This window comes from Aeromicrobium sp., from assembly GCF_049587115.1.
Lineage (GTDB): Bacteria > Actinomycetota > Actinomycetes > Propionibacteriales > Nocardioidaceae > Aeromicrobium.
Window position 1 is genome coordinate 1 of the sequence record NZ_JBAVDI010000109.1, and the last position, 16,749, is coordinate 16,749.

The 16,749-nt window shown below is 67.9% G+C and carries 14 protein-coding genes; 6 read left to right on the forward strand and 8 right to left on the reverse strand.

Going from position 1 to position 16,749, the window contains the following annotated elements; all coding sequences use genetic code 11:
- The first annotated feature begins 276 nt into the window (after positions 1–276).
- Positions 277–480: a transcription antiterminator/RNA stability regulator CspE gene (gene cspE / locus WB461_RS10055; RefSeq protein ID WP_056605450.1), complete on the forward strand. Its 204-nt coding sequence runs from the start codon at positions 277–279 to the stop codon at positions 478–480.
- A gap of 111 nt (positions 481–591) precedes the next feature.
- Here cspE and WB461_RS10060 read toward each other — a convergent pair whose 3' ends face one another.
- Both WB461_RS10060 and WB461_RS10065 read right to left on the reverse strand, forming a co-directional pair.
- Positions 592–1,452, reverse strand: a complete 861-nt coding sequence (locus WB461_RS10060) for an NUDIX hydrolase (protein ID WP_423852596.1) — start codon at positions 1,450–1,452, stop codon at positions 592–594.
- Between the two features lie 99 nt (positions 1,453–1,551).
- Positions 1,552–3,066: an alpha/beta hydrolase gene (locus WB461_RS10065; protein WP_423852597.1), complete on the reverse strand. Its 1,515-nt coding sequence runs from the start codon at positions 3,064–3,066 to the stop codon at positions 1,552–1,554.
- A 102-nt stretch (positions 3,067–3,168) separates the two neighbouring features.
- Between WB461_RS10065 and WB461_RS10070 the strand changes: the two genes are divergently transcribed.
- Positions 3,169–3,579 (forward strand): hypothetical protein, encoded by a 411-nt coding sequence (locus WB461_RS10070; protein WP_423852598.1) that lies wholly within the window; start codon positions 3,169–3,171, stop codon positions 3,577–3,579.
- A 93-nt stretch (positions 3,580–3,672) separates the two neighbouring features.
- Here WB461_RS10070 and WB461_RS10075 read toward each other — a convergent pair whose 3' ends face one another.
- Positions 3,673–3,885: a DUF6458 family protein gene (locus WB461_RS10075; protein ID WP_423852599.1), complete on the reverse strand. Its 213-nt coding sequence runs from the start codon at positions 3,883–3,885 to the stop codon at positions 3,673–3,675.
- Positions 3,886–4,073: 188 nt separating this feature from the next.
- Here WB461_RS10075 and WB461_RS10080 point away from each other — a divergent pair, with 188 nt between their 5' ends.
- Positions 4,074–4,853, forward strand: a complete 780-nt coding sequence (locus WB461_RS10080) for an enoyl-CoA hydratase/isomerase family protein (protein ID WP_423852634.1) — start codon at positions 4,074–4,076, stop codon at positions 4,851–4,853.
- A gap of 78 nt (positions 4,854–4,931) precedes the next feature.
- Positions 4,932–5,936 carry an aldo/keto reductase family protein gene (locus tag WB461_RS10085; RefSeq protein ID WP_423852600.1) on the forward strand — a complete coding sequence of 335 codons (1,005 nt, stop codon included), beginning with the start codon at positions 4,932–4,934 and terminating at the stop codon, positions 5,934–5,936.
- 64 nt (positions 5,937–6,000) lie between these two features.
- Here the strand turns inward: WB461_RS10085 and WB461_RS10090 are convergent, their stop codons facing one another.
- The 5 genes from WB461_RS10090 to WB461_RS10110 form a co-directional block, all read right to left on the reverse strand.
- A complete protein-coding gene (locus WB461_RS10090; protein ID WP_423852601.1) occupies positions 6,001–7,473 on the reverse strand; it encodes an amidohydrolase in 1,473 nt (490 codons plus the stop codon).
- A gap of 96 nt (positions 7,474–7,569) precedes the next feature.
- Positions 7,570–8,241, reverse strand: coding sequence for a class I SAM-dependent methyltransferase (locus WB461_RS10095; protein WP_423852602.1), 672 nt, complete (start codon positions 8,239–8,241; stop codon positions 7,570–7,572).
- The gene (locus WB461_RS10100) at positions 8,217–9,281 is read right to left on the reverse strand and encodes a prenyltransferase (protein WP_423852603.1); all 1,065 of its coding nucleotides are present in this window, start codon (positions 9,279–9,281) and stop codon (positions 8,217–8,219) included. The genes WB461_RS10095 and WB461_RS10100 overlap by 25 nt, the downstream gene beginning before the upstream one ends.
- Positions 9,282–9,283: 2 nt before the next feature.
- Positions 9,284–9,997: a class I SAM-dependent methyltransferase gene (locus WB461_RS10105; RefSeq protein WP_423852604.1), complete on the reverse strand. Its 714-nt coding sequence runs from the start codon at positions 9,995–9,997 to the stop codon at positions 9,284–9,286.
- Positions 9,984–11,237: a glycosyltransferase family 4 protein gene (locus tag WB461_RS10110; RefSeq protein ID WP_423852605.1), complete on the reverse strand. Its 1,254-nt coding sequence runs from the start codon at positions 11,235–11,237 to the stop codon at positions 9,984–9,986. The genes WB461_RS10105 and WB461_RS10110 overlap by 14 nt, the downstream gene beginning before the upstream one ends.
- 260 nt (positions 11,238–11,497) lie before the next feature.
- Between WB461_RS10110 and WB461_RS10115 the strand changes: the two genes are divergently transcribed.
- Both WB461_RS10115 and WB461_RS10120 read left to right on the forward strand, forming a co-directional pair.
- A complete protein-coding gene (locus WB461_RS10115; protein WP_423852606.1) occupies positions 11,498–14,338 on the forward strand; it encodes a hypothetical protein in 2,841 nt (946 codons plus the stop codon).
- On the forward strand, positions 14,280–16,661 hold the full coding sequence (locus WB461_RS10120; RefSeq protein ID WP_423852607.1) for a hypothetical protein: 2,382 nt from the start codon (positions 14,280–14,282) through the stop codon (positions 16,659–16,661). Before WB461_RS10115 ends, WB461_RS10120 begins: the two co-directional genes overlap by 59 nt.
- The last annotated feature ends 88 nt before the right edge of the window (positions 16,662–16,749 follow it).

The window sequence follows — 16,749 nt, forward strand, 5'->3', positions numbered from 1 at the left end:
AGCTTCGCTACTACCACCAAGTCCTCATGTACATCCCGGGTGGCAACGGAAAGCCCCGCGCGCTGGGCCAGTACGGCGGCGTCGTCAGCGCCGACTCGGAGTGATCCACCAGATTCGGTCCGGACCCGCTACGATGGTTGCTGTTGCACGACGTTGGGCTCTACGAATGATCAAGTGTTCCGTAAAAGGTAGCTAGTTCTTCTCGCAGGTTGGATGTGTGTCGCGACAGTCACTCGCGAAAGTCGTGGGTGACAACTCGCCAAGAGGAGAAATATTATGGCTACAGGAACCGTCAAGTGGTTCAACGCTGACAAGGGCTTTGGATTCATCGCCCCCGACGACGGCAGCGAAGACGTCTTTGCGCACTTCAGCGCCATCGCGTCCAGCGGCTACCGCTCGCTGGATGAGAACCAGAAGGTCGAGTTTGACGTCGAGCAGGGCCAGAAGGGCCTGCAGGCGACGAACATCCGTCCCCTCTGATCTGAACAAGCTCGCAAGAGCCGGGGATGGCCTGCCGTCCCCTCTGATCTAGATCATCGGCGAGAGCCCCGGAGCGTGCTCCGGGGCTTTCGTCATGTCTGGCGACGATGTCTACTCGGCTGCCTTGGGGGCCTCGCGGTAGGAAGGCATCGCGCCGGCGTCGATGGCCTCGAGCAGCTCGATCGCGGCAGCGGCGGCATTCGCTCGGATGGTTTCGGGATCGCACCAGTGGACGGCCTTGATCTCCGTGGGCTGCAGCGTCATGCCCGCGGTGATCGTGGAGTCGACGACACCGAGATCGAACAGGAAGATGCAGGCATCGTCCCAGCTCCGCCAGGCCGGCAACCAGTTGACCGTGATCAGGTCACGGACCTCGACCGTGATGCCGAGCTCCTCGTGGAGCTCGCGAACCAGGCCTACCGCCGGCGCCTCGCCGACCTCGATGACGCCACCCGGCAGATCCCACTCGTTCTTGTACGTGAGCTCGCACAGCAGCACCCGACCCTGCTCGTCGCGCAGCAGTCCCTGGCTGATGACTCGCTTGGTCGGGAGCCCGGCGTTGAGGATCGCGATGAAGCCGTCGCGGCTGTACGGCTCGGGGTCGTCCGCGATCCGCGCCAGCAGCGCTCGGTCCGGCTCGGTCCCCGCGCCGCGAACGGTGCCTTCGCGCCGCATGCCCGCGATCGATGCCGTACGCACGTCGCTGGTCCGATCAACCGGGATCCGCGCTTCGACCCGGGTCATGCCGAGCTCACCGAAGGCGTGCGCGAGCGCGAGACGGAGTGCTCGAACCGCGACTGCGACGTTGTCTGCACCGGTGTTCCAGCGGATCGACACCGTGCGCCGCTCCTCTTGGCGCAGTGCGACCGTACCGATGCGTTCTCCTGCGAGCACGATCGAGAAGCCGGTGAACTCCTCGGAGCCCGAGGTCGGCTCGAGTGCGAGGTCGTCGTCGCGAAGAGTCTCGTTCACACGTTCAGGCTACCGACGAGTCCCCGCGCCGGCTCGACCGATCGTCACCCGGCTGCGAGAGTGACCGACCGCCGTTGCGATTTCGTGGACACGCCTTGCTTACGGTGCGCAACCGCCCACGCCGGCGATGTCCCCATCGCTGTGCAGGGATGAGCCACTGCGATCCGTGATGGCGACTGCCGAACAGTAGTAGAAGCTCAGTGCGCTGGCCCGCTGGAGTGTGACTGACTTCCACAGACCGTTGCCGACAGGCTCGAGGTAGGGCAGCGACGTCGCCAGCAGGGGGTCGGTCGTCGGTCGGGCCGGTACGTCCTCGTGCTTGAGGTAGCGCTCCAGCCAGCGCTGTGTGTAGACGCTGGCGAGGTCCTGGCCGTATCTGCTGGCTGGGAGAACCAACGGGATGTCGGTGTATTCCAGGTGGGTCGACGCCCGGGGGACCACGAGCATGGTGTCGACGCCTGCACTGCGCCAGGCTTCGAACCCGGTATTGCGCTCGCGCATGGGATCCGGGTTGCCCGGGGCGGGGAACAAGGAGGATCCGGCGGACAGGCTGGACGGGGTCACGGTGAAGCCGTACTCGGACTGGATGCCCAGAGCTGGAACAACGGGCCTGGTCGCACCGACGTCGAGCCCTGCGGTCTCGAATCCGCCACCCTGCAGCTTGTCGAGGGCGACGACCGCGGCCACTCGGTCATCCGTGCCCTGGACCTTCGAGACAGCAGCAGCGCCGAGTGAGTGCCCAATGATCGCGAAGCGAGTCGTCCGGCCCCGGGTCACCGCGCGGGGGTCGGAGCTGCGGTCGAACTGCTTCCACTGTGGGTTGTGGGCATCGACCTGTGCACCATCGGATCCGGGGTTGGGGTAGGGCTGCGAGGGCGTCGAGAAGAAGAAGTCGGTCGCGTCCTCGGTGCCCTTGATGAAGTTGGCCGGCTGCTGCGACGTCACGCCGGGACACCCGGTCTGCTCGGTCGGTTGTGCGGGCGACAACGGATTGCAGAATGGAAAGGCCTGGCCGCTGTCATGCGGGAGCGTCTCGCTGGTCCCTTGGCCCTGAACGTCGTAGACCAGCACGACGTAGCCGCGTTCGGCCAGGTCCTGGGCCAGCCACCAGTACATGCGCCCCGATCCCTGGACGGAGCCGGGAGTGATCACGACGCCGGGGAACGGCCCCTTGAGCGACTTGCCGGTGTACGGATCCGTGGCTCCTGGCTTCGGGGTGAAGACATCTCCGCGCAGCAGCGCGCCATGGCGGTTGGTGAATGCAACCGGTGTGATGACCCCACGCGTGCCGTTCCACCCGGCGCGCAGTGGGTTGCCGACGTTCCAGCCCGGCACGGCCATGGCGGGGGTGAGGGCAGGGCGGAGCGGACTGGCGGCCTGGGCCAGCAGCTGGGCCATGATGACCGCGTTGCTCTCCTGGACCAGGGCTGGGAGGTAGGCAGGATTGGACAGCTGTCCTGCGGTCCGGCCGTACGCGTCCGTCATGTTCGCGCTGTCGCGCAGGGTGTACTCGAGGCTGCCGGGCTCGGGAGCCCGTGCTTGAGCGGGGGTCGCGGCGGCGACCAGGGCGGCCGTGGACACGGCGGCAAGGAGGACTCGTGACAACCAGTGCATGCGCTGATCAACGACCGGGAGGAACCCGCGTCACGCGGCATCGGTGCAGTTGGCAGCTCCGCAGCGCTGTCGGCCGAACCCGTCGTGTGCCACGATGCGAGCGTGGAGATCGAGAACGTGCTGTGGATGCTGACCGCGCTGGCCGGAGTCGTCGTGCTGCTGACCCGGATGAGGCTGTCCACCGACGCCGGGCAACCCGGCAACGCTCAGATACCTGCGACGGTGCTCAACATGCACACCGTGCTGGGCGTCTTGGCGCTCGCCGTGTGGATCACCTACCTGATCTCGCCGGGAGGCGTGCTGGGTGTCCTGGCGTTGATCCTGTGGTGGGGTGAGGCGCTGATCGGCGTGCTCATTCTCGCCCGTTGGCTGCCCGGCGGAGGACGGCATGCGGCGGAATCGGTCGAGGACGACTGGGCCGGTGGCCCGTCACTGTCAATCCTGGGGCATGTCGGACTGGTGCTCGGCGTCATGTTCTTCACGTACAGCGTGCTGGCCGGCAAGGTCGTCTGACCCGCAGCCACGCGGTGATGGTTCTGCCAGATGAGTGGCGCCAGGGGCGGGCTGACGCCCGCCCGCAGCACCACTCATCTGGTGTGACTGAGATCAGCGCGGGGGGAGGTCGTCCCGACCGCGCTCGTCCCGGCGACCCTCGGCGCGCTGGCCGTTGAGCACCAGACTGAGCAGGATGCCGAGCGCTCCAGCAGCCATCAGGATGTAGCCGACCGCAACCAGATCGACTCCGTTGATGGAGTCTTGGACCGCGAAGGACAGGATCGCGCCGAGGGCGAGCAGGACAATGGATCCACCGAAGTACATGGCACAACCTTTCGTGGGGGACAGTCCGACGACCCTAGCGGTCCACGATCGGCGCCGCATCTGGTGGACCGCGCGGAGCCCAGGATGCCGCGTCACCGTCTCGCCACGCCGACGAGGCCGAACCGACGCGCTGATCTATGCTCATGCGGACGGCGGACCAACCGCCGGTGATGCGGCTGGAGGCCACGATGGGTGAGCTCGTTCGACTCGAGGTCAAGGACGGGGTCGGCACGATTCGACTCGATCGACCCAAGATGAACGCGCTCGACGCGCAGATGCAGCACGAGATCACCGAGGTCAGCGCGGAGGCGGACCGCAGAGACGACATCGCCGCGGTGGTCGTGTTCGGAGGCGACCGGGTGTTCGCCGCCGGCGCCGACATCAAGGAGATGTCGGCCATGACCTACCAGGAGATGGCGCGCCACGCGCACACCCTGCAGACCTTCACCCGGGCCCTGGCTGCGATCGGCAAGCCCACGGTCTCGGCCATCACGGGATTCGCTCTGGGAGGTGGCTGCGAGGTCGCGCTCGCGACCGACGTCCGTTTCGCCGCGGACAACGCGAAGCTGGGGCAGCCCGAGATCCTGCTCGGCATCATTCCCGGGGCAGGCGGCACGCAACGCCTGGCCCGACTCGTGGGCCCGGCTCGCGCCAAGGAACTGGTCTTCACGGGGCGTTTCATCGACGCGCAGGAGGCATTGGCGATTGGTCTGGTCGACCAGCTGCACCCTGCGGACGAGGTGTACGACAAGGCGACCGAGTGGGCCGCGCAGTTCGTCGGTGGCCCTGCGCTGGCACTGCGTGCGGCAAAGGCCGCGGTGGATCGGGGTCTGGAGGTAGATCTCCAGACCGGCCTCGAGATCGAACGTGCCGAGTTCGCGGCGTTGTTCGCGACAGCCGACCAGGCCGCAGGCATGGCTTCGTTCATCGAGAACGGTCCCGGGAAGGCGACGTTCTCGGGGAGCTGAGCCGGTCCGATCGGCTTGGCGGCCAGCAGCCGGTGGCTGCCAGGTCGCGGTGTGGGGTGCCGCCGCTAGGCTCGAATCATGGACTTCAGATTCCTCGGCAACAGCGGGCTCAAGATCAGCGAGATCATCTACGGCAATTGGCTGACCCACGGCTCGCAGGTGGAGAACGACGCTGCGCTGGCCTGCGTGCGGGCGGCTCTGGACGCTGGTATCACCACCTTCGACACCGCTGACGTCTACGCCAACACCAAGGCCGAGTCGGTGCTTGGCGAGGCGCTGAAGGACCAGCGGCGGGCGTCGATCGAGATCTTCACGAAGGTCTACTGGCCGACCGGGCCCGGCGGACCCAACGACACGGGCCTGTCGCGCAAGCACATCATGGAGTCGATCGACGGATCGCTGGAGCGGCTCGGCACCGATTACGTCGATCTCTACCAAGCGCACCGATACGACCACGAGACTCCGCTCGAGGAGACGATGCAGGCATTCGCCGATGTCGTCCGCCACGGCAAGGCGCTCTACATCGGGGTCAGCGAGTGGACCGCCGACCAGATCCGTGCCGGCCACGCTCTGGCTCGGGACCTGGGCATTCAGCTGATCTCGAACCAGCCGCAGTACTCGATGCTGTGGCGGGTCATCGAGGGACAGGTCGTCCCGGCCTCCCGTGAGCTGGGCATCTCGCAGATCGTCTGGTCGCCCATCGCGCAGGGGGTGCTGACCGGCAAGTACAAGCCGGGAGCCGAGCTCCCGGCTGGAAGCCGTGCGACCGACGAGAAGGGTGGCGCCGACAACATCAAGCACTTCCTTGACGATGAGGTGCTGACGGCCGTGCAGGGGCTCCAGCCGATCGCCGATGGCATGGGCGTGACGATGGCTCAGCTGGCCATCGCGTGGGTCCTGTCCAACGACAACGTGGCTGGCGCGATCGTGGGGGCGTCGCGCCCCGAGCAGGTCGAGTCCAATGCCGCTGCAGCGGGCCTCACGTTGGACGACGACGTGCTCGCCGCCATCGACGACGTGCTCGGCGCCATCCCGCAGACCGATCCGGCCCGGACGAAGTCGCCGTCCGGGCGTGTCGTCTGAGGTGGCTTGCACGCCGAGATGTGGACCGATCACGGGTTGATGCTGTGACAGCTGCAGCCGGTCCTCACAGGTTGGAGAACGCCTCGTTGCCGCCCACATAGGTGGCCGCCACCGGCATCGTCGCCAGCGGGCTGCCAGCAGCCAGGGGGTCGGTATCGAGCAGGACCAGGTCGGCGGGCGATCCGGGAGCAACCGTCGGTTGACCGTCGACCGATGCGGCCAGGGCCTCGCGGGGCGTCAAAGCCTGTTCAGGGTGCCACGGTGACGATCCGACGGCAGCACGGTCGACCGCCGCAGCAATCGTGCTCCACGGATCCAGCGGCGACACAGGGGCGTCCGAGCCGAGCGCCATAGTCACGCCCGCGTCGAGCATCTCGCGCAGTGCGAAGCACCGATCGCCCCGTTCAGGCCACAGGCTGTCGATGATCGGATGGTCATCGATCAGGTGTGACGGTTGGACGCTGGCCCGCAGGTCGAGCGAGGCCATGGCGGCGATGTCCTCCCAGAGCGCGAGCTGTACGTGCTCGATGGACCCGCGGGCACCGGTATCGGCATAGGCGCGGACGGCTTGATGCACGGCGGCGTCACCGATGGCGTGGGTCGCGACCTCGATGCCGGCGTCACGGGCGCGGCGCATGAGGTCGACGAGCTCCTCGGCGGAGTAGTTGGAGTAGCCCGCGGGGTGATCGAGCCGATCACCGTCGGCGTACGGCGAACAGCACCATGCGCTGCGGGTGTTGAGCGAACCGTCCGAGATGATCTTGAGCGGGCCAACGGTGGCGCGCGCGTCGCATCCCGGAAGCGGGTCACCCGTGCGCAGGCCGAGTGCGATGACATCGTCGAGATGGCCGGGGTAGAAAGCAGCGCGGAGGCGGAGCAACCCGGCGGTGTTCCAACGTTGGGGCCACGCTCGGATGTTGTCGGCCAGCTCGAAATCCACCAGCCCGACAACTCCCCGTCGTGCGGCCCGCTCGAGGACGTGCCGATATGCAGCCGCATCCGGCTCGCCGAAGACGTGCGCGACTCGCTCGTAGACCGGGAACCACTCGTGCTCCTGCAGCACCGTGCTGCGTGGAGGAATGCCGAGCATGCTCAGTGCCGCGGAGCTCAGCCAGCCGTGGTGGGCATCTCCGCTGACCAGAACCACCGGCACACCTCCTGCCACGACGTCGAGCTCGGCGACCGTTGCCTCGCGGGTCCATTCGCCCGCCCGGTGCCCGAAGCCGATCAAAGCCTCACCCGGATGCATGTCCAGTCGTTCGGCAACCAACCGAGTGACGTCCTCGGGAGAGCGCGTCATCGAGAAGTCGACCCGTTGCGCTGCCTGTGCCCACTGACCGAGGTGGACGTGTTGGTCCCACAGCCCTGGTATGAGCCAGCGGCCGTCTGCCTGCACCTCGACCGACGCGAACGTGCGGAGGTCGGATGGGCCGACCGCGGTCACGACACCCTGCTCGATCACGACATCGCGCAGGCCTGTCGGAGCTGGACCGCTGATCCCGACCACGCGGACGTTGCGCAGCACCATGCTCGACATGCGGCTCACGCTAGCTCGGACGAGTCCGGGGCTCGGCGCTGGTCCCGCTGCATCCCATTCCCGATCGACCGTTGAAGAGCATCGGCGCGACGCAGCTCAGCGGGAGTCGGGGGAGAGCTCGACCCGAGTCAGGACCCGCATCGAGCCGGTGACCGACACCTCCACGAAGTCTCCGCTGTCAATCGCCTCGCGATAGATCCGGTACGGCGCCTGTCCTCCGTCGTTGGGATCGGGGAAGACGTCGTGGATCACCAGCGCGCCACCCAGGCGGACCCATGGTGCCCAGCCGCGGAAGTCCAGCTGAGCTGCCTCCTCGGTGTGCCCGCCGTCGACGAACACCAGGTCCACCGGGGTGCGCCACCAGCGCGACACGGCGACGGAACGGCCGATCATCGGCACGACGACTTCCTCGAGATCGGCCTCGGCGAGCACGCGCCGCAGAGTCGGGAGCGTGTCGAAGCGACCGGACTCCGGGTCGACGAGCGAAGCGTCGTGGTACTCCCAGCCGACTTGGTGCTCCTCGGATCCGCGGTGGTGGTCGATCGTGACGACGGTCGATCCGGTCGCCTGTGCTGCGTGACCCAGGTAGATCGTCGATTTGCCGCAGTAGGTACCGATCTCGACGGCGACCCCGCCAGAACGTAGGTAATGCGATGCGGCGGCATGGAGCGCCAGGCCTTCGTCAGGCGGCATGAATCCCTTGGTCGACTCCGCCAGCTGCGTGAGACGCTCGGGAAACTCTGTCACCACGGACTCGGGCAGGGGCATGCTTCACTCACCTTCCAGTCGCACAGCGGAAGACCGCTGCCTCGGAACACGCCGTTGGCGGGGGTGGTTCGGGAAATGGCATCGGCAGCAAGGATGACCGTCGCCGCCGTCCACGTGGTCCGCTCATCGGGCCAACGGGTCTCGATGTCGTAGACCAGTCCAGTCCAGTAGGAGCCGTCATTCTCGCGCAGATGCTGCATCGCGGCGAGCTGCGCTCGGGCCTGATCCGTGCGTCCCAACGCGTCCAGCGCCAGGGCGAGCTCACAGGTCTCGCCACCGGTGACCCACGGGTTGGTGGAGACGCAGCGGGCGCCCAACCCGGCGACGACGAAGTCGTCCCAGCGCTCGTCGATCCGCTGCGCCGCACGCTCGGGGGTCAGGGCGCCGCCGAGCAGCGGGTAGTACCAGTCCATCGAGTGCGTCGGCTTGGGGTCGAAAAGCTCGGGGTGCTCGTCGAGTGCATGCCGCAGCCGTGCGGCCGACAGCTCCCAGTCCGGTCGCGAGTCGCCGAGCAGATCGGCCAGGCCGATGGCACAGCGCAGACTGAGGTGAATACTCGCGTTGCCGGTCACCAGGGCCTCCGCCTCCGGACCCGATTCGGTGCGAGCCCAGACGATCGCTCCGTCGGGCCGCTGCATCTCGAGCACGAGATCGATCGCGCGCGCGACGGTGGGAAACAGGCGCTCGACGAACGAGCGGTCGGCGGTGGCCTGCCAGTGATGCCACACACCGGTTGCGATGTACGCGCAGAAGTTCGAGTCGGTGTGCGGGTCTTCCACGACGTCGCCGACGTACCGGATCGCCCACGAACCGTCCGGCCGTTGCACGTCACGCAGCCATTCATACGCGAGTACGGCCGCATCGCATCGGTCGGCCGCGCTCAAGGACATCGCTGCCTGCACGTGGTCCCACGGATCAGTGTGACCGCCGGTGAACCAGGGGATCGCGCCCGAGGGAAGCTGCGTGGCCACGATCGACGCGGCGGTCTGCCGCACCTGACTCTCGGTCAGCACGCCGGGGACAGAAGGAACGGCGGCCACGGTCAGAGCGGCTTTCGGAAGTAGAGGGCGACACTCTTGCCGATGACGGGGTTGAGTGCGCGCTCGGCGAGCCGGGTTGCAGTCGGCGCCTGCATCATGTCCCACACGAGCATCCGGTGGTACGTCCGCACCAAGGGGTGCTGTTCGCGCTCGACCCCGACGGCGCACTTGAGCCACCAGAATGGCGAGTGCAGGGCGTGCGCATGATGCTTGTGGGTGCAGGTCATGCCGGTCGCGACGATCTTTGCCTCCAGCTCGTCGGCCTTGAAGATGCGGATGTGCCCGCCTTCGTTGGCGTGGTACTCGTCGGAGAGGGCCCAGCAGATCCGCTCCGGCAACCAGCGCGGAACCGTCACAGCCAAGATGCCGCCGGGGGCCAGGATGCGCACGAGCTCGTCGATCGCCCGGTCGTCCTGCGGTACGTGCTCAAGGATCTCCGAAGCGAGGACGACGTCGAAGCTGCCGTCGGCGTACGGCATGTCAAGGATGTCGCCGACCTGCACCTCGCCAGCTCCACCGGACGGGACCTCGCCCTCCAGGGCGAGTGCGCCGAACATCTGGTCGACCCCCTTGAGCTCGACCTCGTCCATGTCGTACGCCGTCACCAGCGCACCGCGCCTCAGTGCCTCAAAGGAGTGACGTCCGCCTCCGGCACCGACGTCGATGAAGCGGGTGCCGCGTCCAACACGGAGGCGGTCGAAGTCAACGGTCAGCATGAAGGCTCCTGCTCGTTCGGCCGCGGGCTGCGGCAATGGCCTCGGTGTAGGCCTCGACGGTCGCACGCGCGACCGAGGTCCAGCTGTAGCGTTCGACTGCCCGGGACCGCCCTGCGGCGGCGAGCCGGGCACGCTCGTCGGGTGAGTCCAGCAGTTGTTTGACGGCCGCAGCAAGGGCTTCGGAATCGCCGGGCTCGACCAGCACGGCGCAGTCGCCGACGACTTCCGGCAGCGCTCCGGCGCGGCTCGCGACGACCGGGGTCCCGCACGACATCGCCTCGACTGTCGGCAGCGAGAAGCCCTCGTACAGCGAGGGAACGCACATGACCTCGGCGGACGCGAGCAACGCGGCGAGGTGTTGATCGCTGATGCCGTTGACGACATGTACCGCGTCACCGATGCCGAGCTCGGTGATCTTCCGCTCGGTCGCGCCCCCGGGCTCGAGATTGGAGACCAGATGAAGCTCGACCGCGCGCTCGGTGCGCATCTTGGCGACCGCTTCGAGTAGATGAACGACACCCTTGAGGGGGCGGTCCGCGCTCGCCACCGCGACGATCCGCCCCGGGACGCGCGAGTCGGACGGCGCGAACAGGTCGGTGTCGACACCGAGGGGAACGATGCGCATCTGGGACGGATCGAGGTCGAAGTCTTCGACGGAGTCTGCGGCAGATGCGCCGGCGACTGCCAGCACGATCGGGATGCGACGGGCCACCCTGGCCTGCATCGGCACGAACGAGTACCAGCGACGGACTGAAAGCCTGCGACATAGGGGAGCGGCAGCCAGGTCGACGGCGCGATCTCGGCTGATGGGGTGGTGAACCGTCGCAACCAGTGGCATGCCCCGCCGTACGATGCTCAGCAATCCGTAGCCCAGGCTCTGGTTGTCGTGGACGACGTCGAATTCGTCGGCGCGCTCCCGCAGCAGGCGGGCTGCCCGCAGGCTGAAGGTGAATGGTTCAGCAAAGCATCCGGTCTTCGTGAGCACATACTCCAGCACGTCGGTCGCGCTGTGAAACTCCCGCAGGCGTGGTGTCCGGAAAGGGTCCGGATCCCGAAACAAATCGAGGCTCGGGACGCAGGTGAGCTTCACCCGTGGATCGATATCTTCCGGATAGGGCTGGCCCGAGAAGACCTCGACCTCGTGGCCGAGCTCGGCGAGACCCCGGCTGAGATGGCGCACGTAGACCCCTTGGCCACCACAGTGCGCCTTGCTCCGGTACGACAGCAGCGCGATCCGCACCGGTCCTCCTCGATACTCATGAGTAGGACTACATCATGCCGGGTTGGTCGATGGCTTGTTGCCGCGGGCCACCGTGCGAGGGTCCCGCGAGCGCAGCATGACTTTCCTGCGGTCCCGATCGTTGAGCCATTCGTGGCGGCTGCCCTCACCGCTCCTGAATGTTGCGGCCCGCAGCGGACGAACGAAACGTACGTGACACACGTGACGCATGGGGCATACTGACCACGACGTGCCATCAGCGGTGTAGATGAAAGGGAGTCATGACCGACTCAGAATCCAACCAGCCGGTCGATCGTCGGCGGGCCGACCCGTTGCAGGTTGCCGCTGACATGCTCGAGAGCGAAGAGGCCGCAGCTCGCAGGTCATCTTCAGTCGCCGCTGCGAAGTCCGAGGACGGCGCGCGCCGCACTCCTCAGGGTGATGTGCTGTCGCAGGCTGCCGCAGGTATCGAGGTCGAGGAGGCCAAGGAGAGCCGGGATTCAGAAGGGCGCGACGAGGACAACCCGCGCGCTCGCCGCGCCGCGGCACGTGCGGCCCGTCAGGCCGCGGCTGAAAAGCGTCGGGTCGAGCGCGCCACCGCCAAGGCGTCTGCTGCAACCCGGCGTCATGCCGCGCGCCGCGACGATTCCCCGGCCAGCGACACTCCCGCCGACAAGTCACTTGCGGAGAAGCTCGACGCCGCCCGCGAAGCCGTCTCCACCACGCCGGACCCAGCGCACGATGAGCAAGAATCTACCCAGACCTTCCCGGCTGTCAGCGAGTCTCCGGCGGTAGCGGAGGCGCAGCCGGTCGAGCCCGATGCCACCCGCCTCTCGTTCAATGATCCTGTCGCAGATGGCGACCACCCCCGCAGCCCCTCGCCGTTCTCGCGGCTGGGCAGCGCGCCCACGGCGGCTGAGTTCTCCGAGCAGGCGGTGCCAAGCCCCCAGCCTGAGATCGCCGCAGAGCCTCAGCCGGTGGTCGTCGAGGAACCAGTCATCGAAACGATCGAGAATGACCTGCGGGTCGAGGAGCCTGCCCGCGAAGCGGAGCAGGCCCAACCGGACGACGAACGTTCGGAGAGTCCCGCAGAGTCCGAGCCGGTCGAGCAGGCGCAGCCCGAGCAGGAGCCGGCTGCCCAGCAGCAGAGCGAGCCAGAACGCGTACAGGACGCGCAGTCCGACCTGAAGTCCGAGCCCGAGCCCGAGCCCGAGCCCGAGCCGGCGCAGCCCGAGCCCGAGCGGGCGGAGAAGGTCGAGCCGGTGGAGCAGCGCGAGCCGGCCGACGATTCCACGCCGACGCCGCCGACGGCTGACACCGTCCCGGTCACTTTCGCTGAAAAGCTTGCGGCAGCGAGCGCCGCTGCCCAGCAGCGTGTCGCGGCCGCCCGCGCCGAGGCCGCTCGGCTCATGGAGGAGGCCGCTCGGGAGCGAGCCGAGGTGTCGGCGCGCCTGCAATCCGACGAGGCCGCCCAGCGCGAGATCGCCAATGCGAGGCTCAAGGCCGCCGAGCAGGCTGCCGCAGAGCGTGTCAATGCGGCGCAGCAAGAAGCCGATCGGGTCACCGCGGACATCGAGCGTGAACGCAAGGCAGCTGCCGCCAAGATCGCCGAGCTGCAGAAGGCAGCCGACGAACGCGTCGCCGCGGCCAAGGCCGAGGCCGAACGTCAGGCCCAGCTGCGAATCGAGCAGGCCAACACCGAGGCGCTCCGCCTTGCCGACGAGGCCGAGGCGCAGGCGAAGGCCACCGCTGAGCGGCGATTGGCCGAGTCGGAGAAGGCCGCCGAGGAGGCCGCCCAGCGCCGCCTTGCGGCCGCCGAGCAGGACGCGCAGCGTCGCGTCGAGGCCGCACGGGCCGAAGCTGAGAAGGTCGCGGAGCAGGCTGCCGAGGATCGCGAGGCAGCGCTCAGTCAGCTCGCCAAGGAGCGCGAAGCCGCCGACGCCCGTCTGGTGGACGTCAAGGCGCAGTCCGAGCGGATCGTTGCCGAGGCCGAGCAGACTTCCGCAGGGCATGTCGCCGCGGCGCAGGCCGAGGCAGAAAAGGTTGCGACGCAGGCCGCTGCCGATCGGGAGGCCGCACTCGCCCAGCTCAATCGGGAGCGCGAAGAAGCCGACATTCGACTGGTGGAGGTCAAGGCGCAGGCTGAGCAGACGATTCGAGAGGCCGAGGAGACCGCCCGCAGCCACGTCGCAGCGGCCAAGGCCGAAGCCGAGAAGTATGCACAGGAGACCGCCGCTGAGCGAGTGGCGATCGCTGTGCGAGTGTCCGATGCGGAGCGTGCCGCCGAGGAGAAGCTCGTCGCGGCCAAGGTCCAGGCCGATCGTCTGGCTGCGGAGGCGCTGCAACGTCACGAAGACGATGCTGCGGAGCTGGCGCGCGAGCGCGACGAAGCCAAGGCGCTGGTCGACCGTGCCAACGAAGAGGCCGACAAGCTGGCCCGGGAGGCCGAGGCCGAGCGCGCCGAGGCGGCAGCCAAGCTGGCTGACGCCGAGCGCATGGCTGCCGACAAGATCCGCGCTGCCCAGGCCGAGGCCGAGCGCGTCGCCGCAGAGGCCAACGAAGCCGCTCGCGTGGCAAGCGAGGCGCGCGAGGAGGCCGAGCGCAAGCTCGCTGCTGACGTCGAGGCAGCACGTCTGGACGCCGAGCGAAAGGTCGCCCAGGCCGAGAAGGATGCAGCCGAGCGGATCGAGCAGGCTCAGGAGGAGGCGCGTCGAGTCGCAGACAGGTCCCAGCAGGACGCACGCGAACGTATCGCTGCCGCCCAGGCCGAGGCCGAGCGAGTCACGGTGCAGTCGAAGCGGGACGCCCAGGAGCGGCTCAGCCAAGCAGTTGCTGCGGCACGCTCAGCGGCCGAGGAAAAGCTGCAGGAGGCCGAGCGCACCGCGCTGGAATGGGTTGCTGCTGCGGAAGCCGAAGCCGAGCGGGTCGCCCAGGAACACATCGTGATGGCCAATCACACGTCGGCATCGACACCGCTGACGTCATCTGCGCCCCTGGTCGACGAATACGTCGACGAGGCACCAGACGTCGAGGAAGCTGCGGATCAATCGCCCGAGGAGGTGAATGACGACTCTGGGGCAGCCGCCCCCAAGATCAAAAAAAGAGTCGTCCGCCGCAAGTAGTTTCCTGACCGCAGGGTCCATCGTTGCTGGCCTTGATGCCGAGGCGGTGGCGCCCAAATCAGTCGTGCCCGCGGGCGCGAAGCAGGTAGACGATGGTGCCCGTTCAGAGTTGCGGGACGGGACCGCGACGTCCGAGCTCGCGGAGACTTCGGCACCCTCGCCCGCGGCCGAGGTCAGCACCGACGAACGTCGCGAGCGCCAGGCGACCGCCAAAGCCACCGCGCGTCGTGAGCGCGATGAGGTGAAGGCCGCCAGACGGCAGCATGACGCTGAAGTCAAGCAGGCCAAGCGTGGAGCCAAGGAACAAGCCAGACGTGAGCGCCGGCAGACGCGCGAGCAGGCGGCGGCCGCGAAGGTTCGTCACCGCGCCGACACAGCGTCTTCTGGATCCGCGTTGGCTTCGAGCCTGACGCCGGGGGACAGCCAGCTTCCCGGAGGAGACCGCGCCGGGGAGCAGACCCCGACTCCGTCCTCTCGGTTCGCAGAACGGCTGGCCGCCAAGCGCGAGCGACTCGCCGCTGAACAGGCAGCGGGCGACAAGCAGGCGCAGGATGTTCAGGAGCCGGAGGCCGAGCCGGGGGACGGGTCCATTGCGAAACAGGGCAAGGCGGTCCGGCGGCAGGAGCGGAAGGATTCTCGGCTCGCCCGCCGCGCGGTGGCGCAGAACAAAGCCGCGGCCAAGCAAGACACCCGGGCCAGGCGGACCAAGGTCAAGGAGCAGGCTGCTGCAACCAGGAGCCAGACGCGGGCGAGCACGGCCGCCGCCAAGGCTTCGGCCAAGGTCGATGGCCACTCGGTGCACAAGCAAGATCACGCGCTCGAGATCGAGGGCGTGCCCACCTCGGCCACGTCGGTCGGCGCTGGAGTGGACGACGGTGCTGCCAATCCGGCAGCCGCCGATTTCACCATGGCGTCCGAGCTCGTCGAGACCGCCCCGTGGGCGACTGAGGTCCACGTGGACGAGCGCCGCGTAGGTCAGGCGGCCGACAAGGCCGACGCGCATCGCGAGCGCGAGGAGGCCAAGTCAGCCCGGCGGCAGCAGAAAGCCGATGCCAAGCAGGTGAAGCTCGAGGCGAAGAAGGCTCAGCAGCGCAAGGACGCCGATGCCAAGCAGGTGAAGCTCGAGGCGAAGAAGGCTCAGCAGCGCAAGGATGCCGATGCCAAGCAGGTGAAGCTCGAGGCCAAGAAGGCCCAGCAACAGAAGCGTCAGGACTCGCGGCTCGCTCGCCGCGCGGCAGCCCAGGCGAGTACCGCGGCCAGGCAGGGGGCCCGGGCCAAACGAAGTGAAGCCAAGGAGCAGGCCGCCGCAGCCAAGGACCAGGCGCGGGCTGACGCAGTCGCGGCCAAGGCCGCGGCCACGTTCGACCCCCGTTCTGCAGAGCCGCAGGATCACGAGCTGATCCGGGCCGATGTTGAGCCTGAGAGCGGAGGCCTCGAGCCGGTCGAGCCCATCCAGCATGCCGAACCCATCGCTACGCCCACCGACGACGAGATCGGTGCCGATGATCTCGACGAGGTGAAGATCAGGGACGCCAGCGAGGCGCACTTCGGCCCCCACGTCAGCCACGAGCCGCCCATCACAGGAGACGCCGCTGTGGAGGCCGAGCGCGCCGAGGCGGAAGCCGCCGAGAAGGCCGAGCGCGCCGAGGCGGACGCCGCTGTGGAGGCCGAGCGCGAGCGTCGTGAGGCGCGTGAGCTCGAGGACCGGGCCAAAGAGGCCGCCGCAGAAGCGGCAGTGGTGGCCCGCCGCGAGCGTGAAGAGGCTAAGACGGTGGCCCGACAGGAGCGCGCTGACGCCAAGGCGCTGGCTCGCAGCGAGCGCGATGAGGCGAAAGCGGTGGCTCGGCAGGAGCGCGTTGACGCCAAGGCACTCGTCCGCAGTGAGCGTGACACGAAGCGTGCGCAGAAGGATGCCGATCGCATGGTGGAGCCCCCACGCGAGCCCAAGGTCTCCTTCGCGGAGCGTCGCCGGCAGAAGTCTGCTGGCATGACGGAGTCCGGCGATGCAGCACTTTCGCCCCGCACACGCGCAGCGATCGGCGTGGTGGCCGCGACGGTCGGCGCGATCGGACTCATCTGCTCGGTCATCCTCGCCGTGGGAGCCCTGATGGTCGCCCTCGGAGCCGGAGAGAGCAACGCGGCCTACGACCTGCTCTCCTCGATCTGCGACGCATTGGTCGGACCACTGAGCGATGTGTTCACGTTCACCGGCACCAATGGCGCGGACAAGGAGGCGTTGGTCGCCTGGGGCCTGGGCTCGATGGGCTATTTGCTGATCGGCCTGTTCGCCCAGTCCGTCCTGCGCTCGAGGATTGAAGACTGACCTGACGTCGTGTGACCTACCCCATGCCTGGATCTGTCGCTTGGATTGCTACCTGTAGGTAACATTCAAGTGACAAAGAACCGTGTCA

Excerpts from the sequence above, each read along its gene's own strand:
- cspE (WP_056605450.1), top strand. The coding sequence starts at position 277 with ATGGCTACAGGAACCGTCAAGTGGTTCAACGCTGACAAGGGCTTTGGA.
- WB461_RS10065 (WP_423852597.1), bottom strand. The coding sequence starts at position 3,066 with ATGCACTGGTTGTCACGAGTCCTCCTTGCCGCCGTGTCCACGGCCGCC.
- WB461_RS10075 (WP_423852599.1), bottom strand. The coding sequence starts at position 3,885 with ATGTACTTCGGTGGATCCATTGTCCTGCTCGCCCTCGGCGCGATCCTG.
- WB461_RS10080 (WP_423852634.1), top strand. The coding sequence starts at position 4,074 with ATGGGTGAGCTCGTTCGACTCGAGGTCAAGGACGGGGTCGGCACGATT.
- WB461_RS10085 (WP_423852600.1), top strand. The coding sequence starts at position 4,932 with ATGGACTTCAGATTCCTCGGCAACAGCGGGCTCAAGATCAGCGAGATC.
- WB461_RS10090 (WP_423852601.1), bottom strand. The coding sequence starts at position 7,473 with ATGTCGAGCATGGTGCTGCGCAACGTCCGCGTGGTCGGGATCAGCGGT.
- WB461_RS10095 (WP_423852602.1), bottom strand. The coding sequence starts at position 8,241 with ATGCCCCTGCCCGAGTCCGTGGTGACAGAGTTTCCCGAGCGTCTCACG.
- WB461_RS10105 (WP_423852604.1), bottom strand. The coding sequence starts at position 9,997 with ATGCTGACCGTTGACTTCGACCGCCTCCGTGTTGGACGCGGCACCCGC.
- WB461_RS10115 (WP_423852606.1), top strand. The coding sequence starts at position 11,498 with ATGACCGACTCAGAATCCAACCAGCCGGTCGATCGTCGGCGGGCCGAC.
- WB461_RS10120 (WP_423852607.1), top strand. The coding sequence starts at position 14,280 with ATGACGACTCTGGGGCAGCCGCCCCCAAGATCAAAAAAAGAGTCGTCC.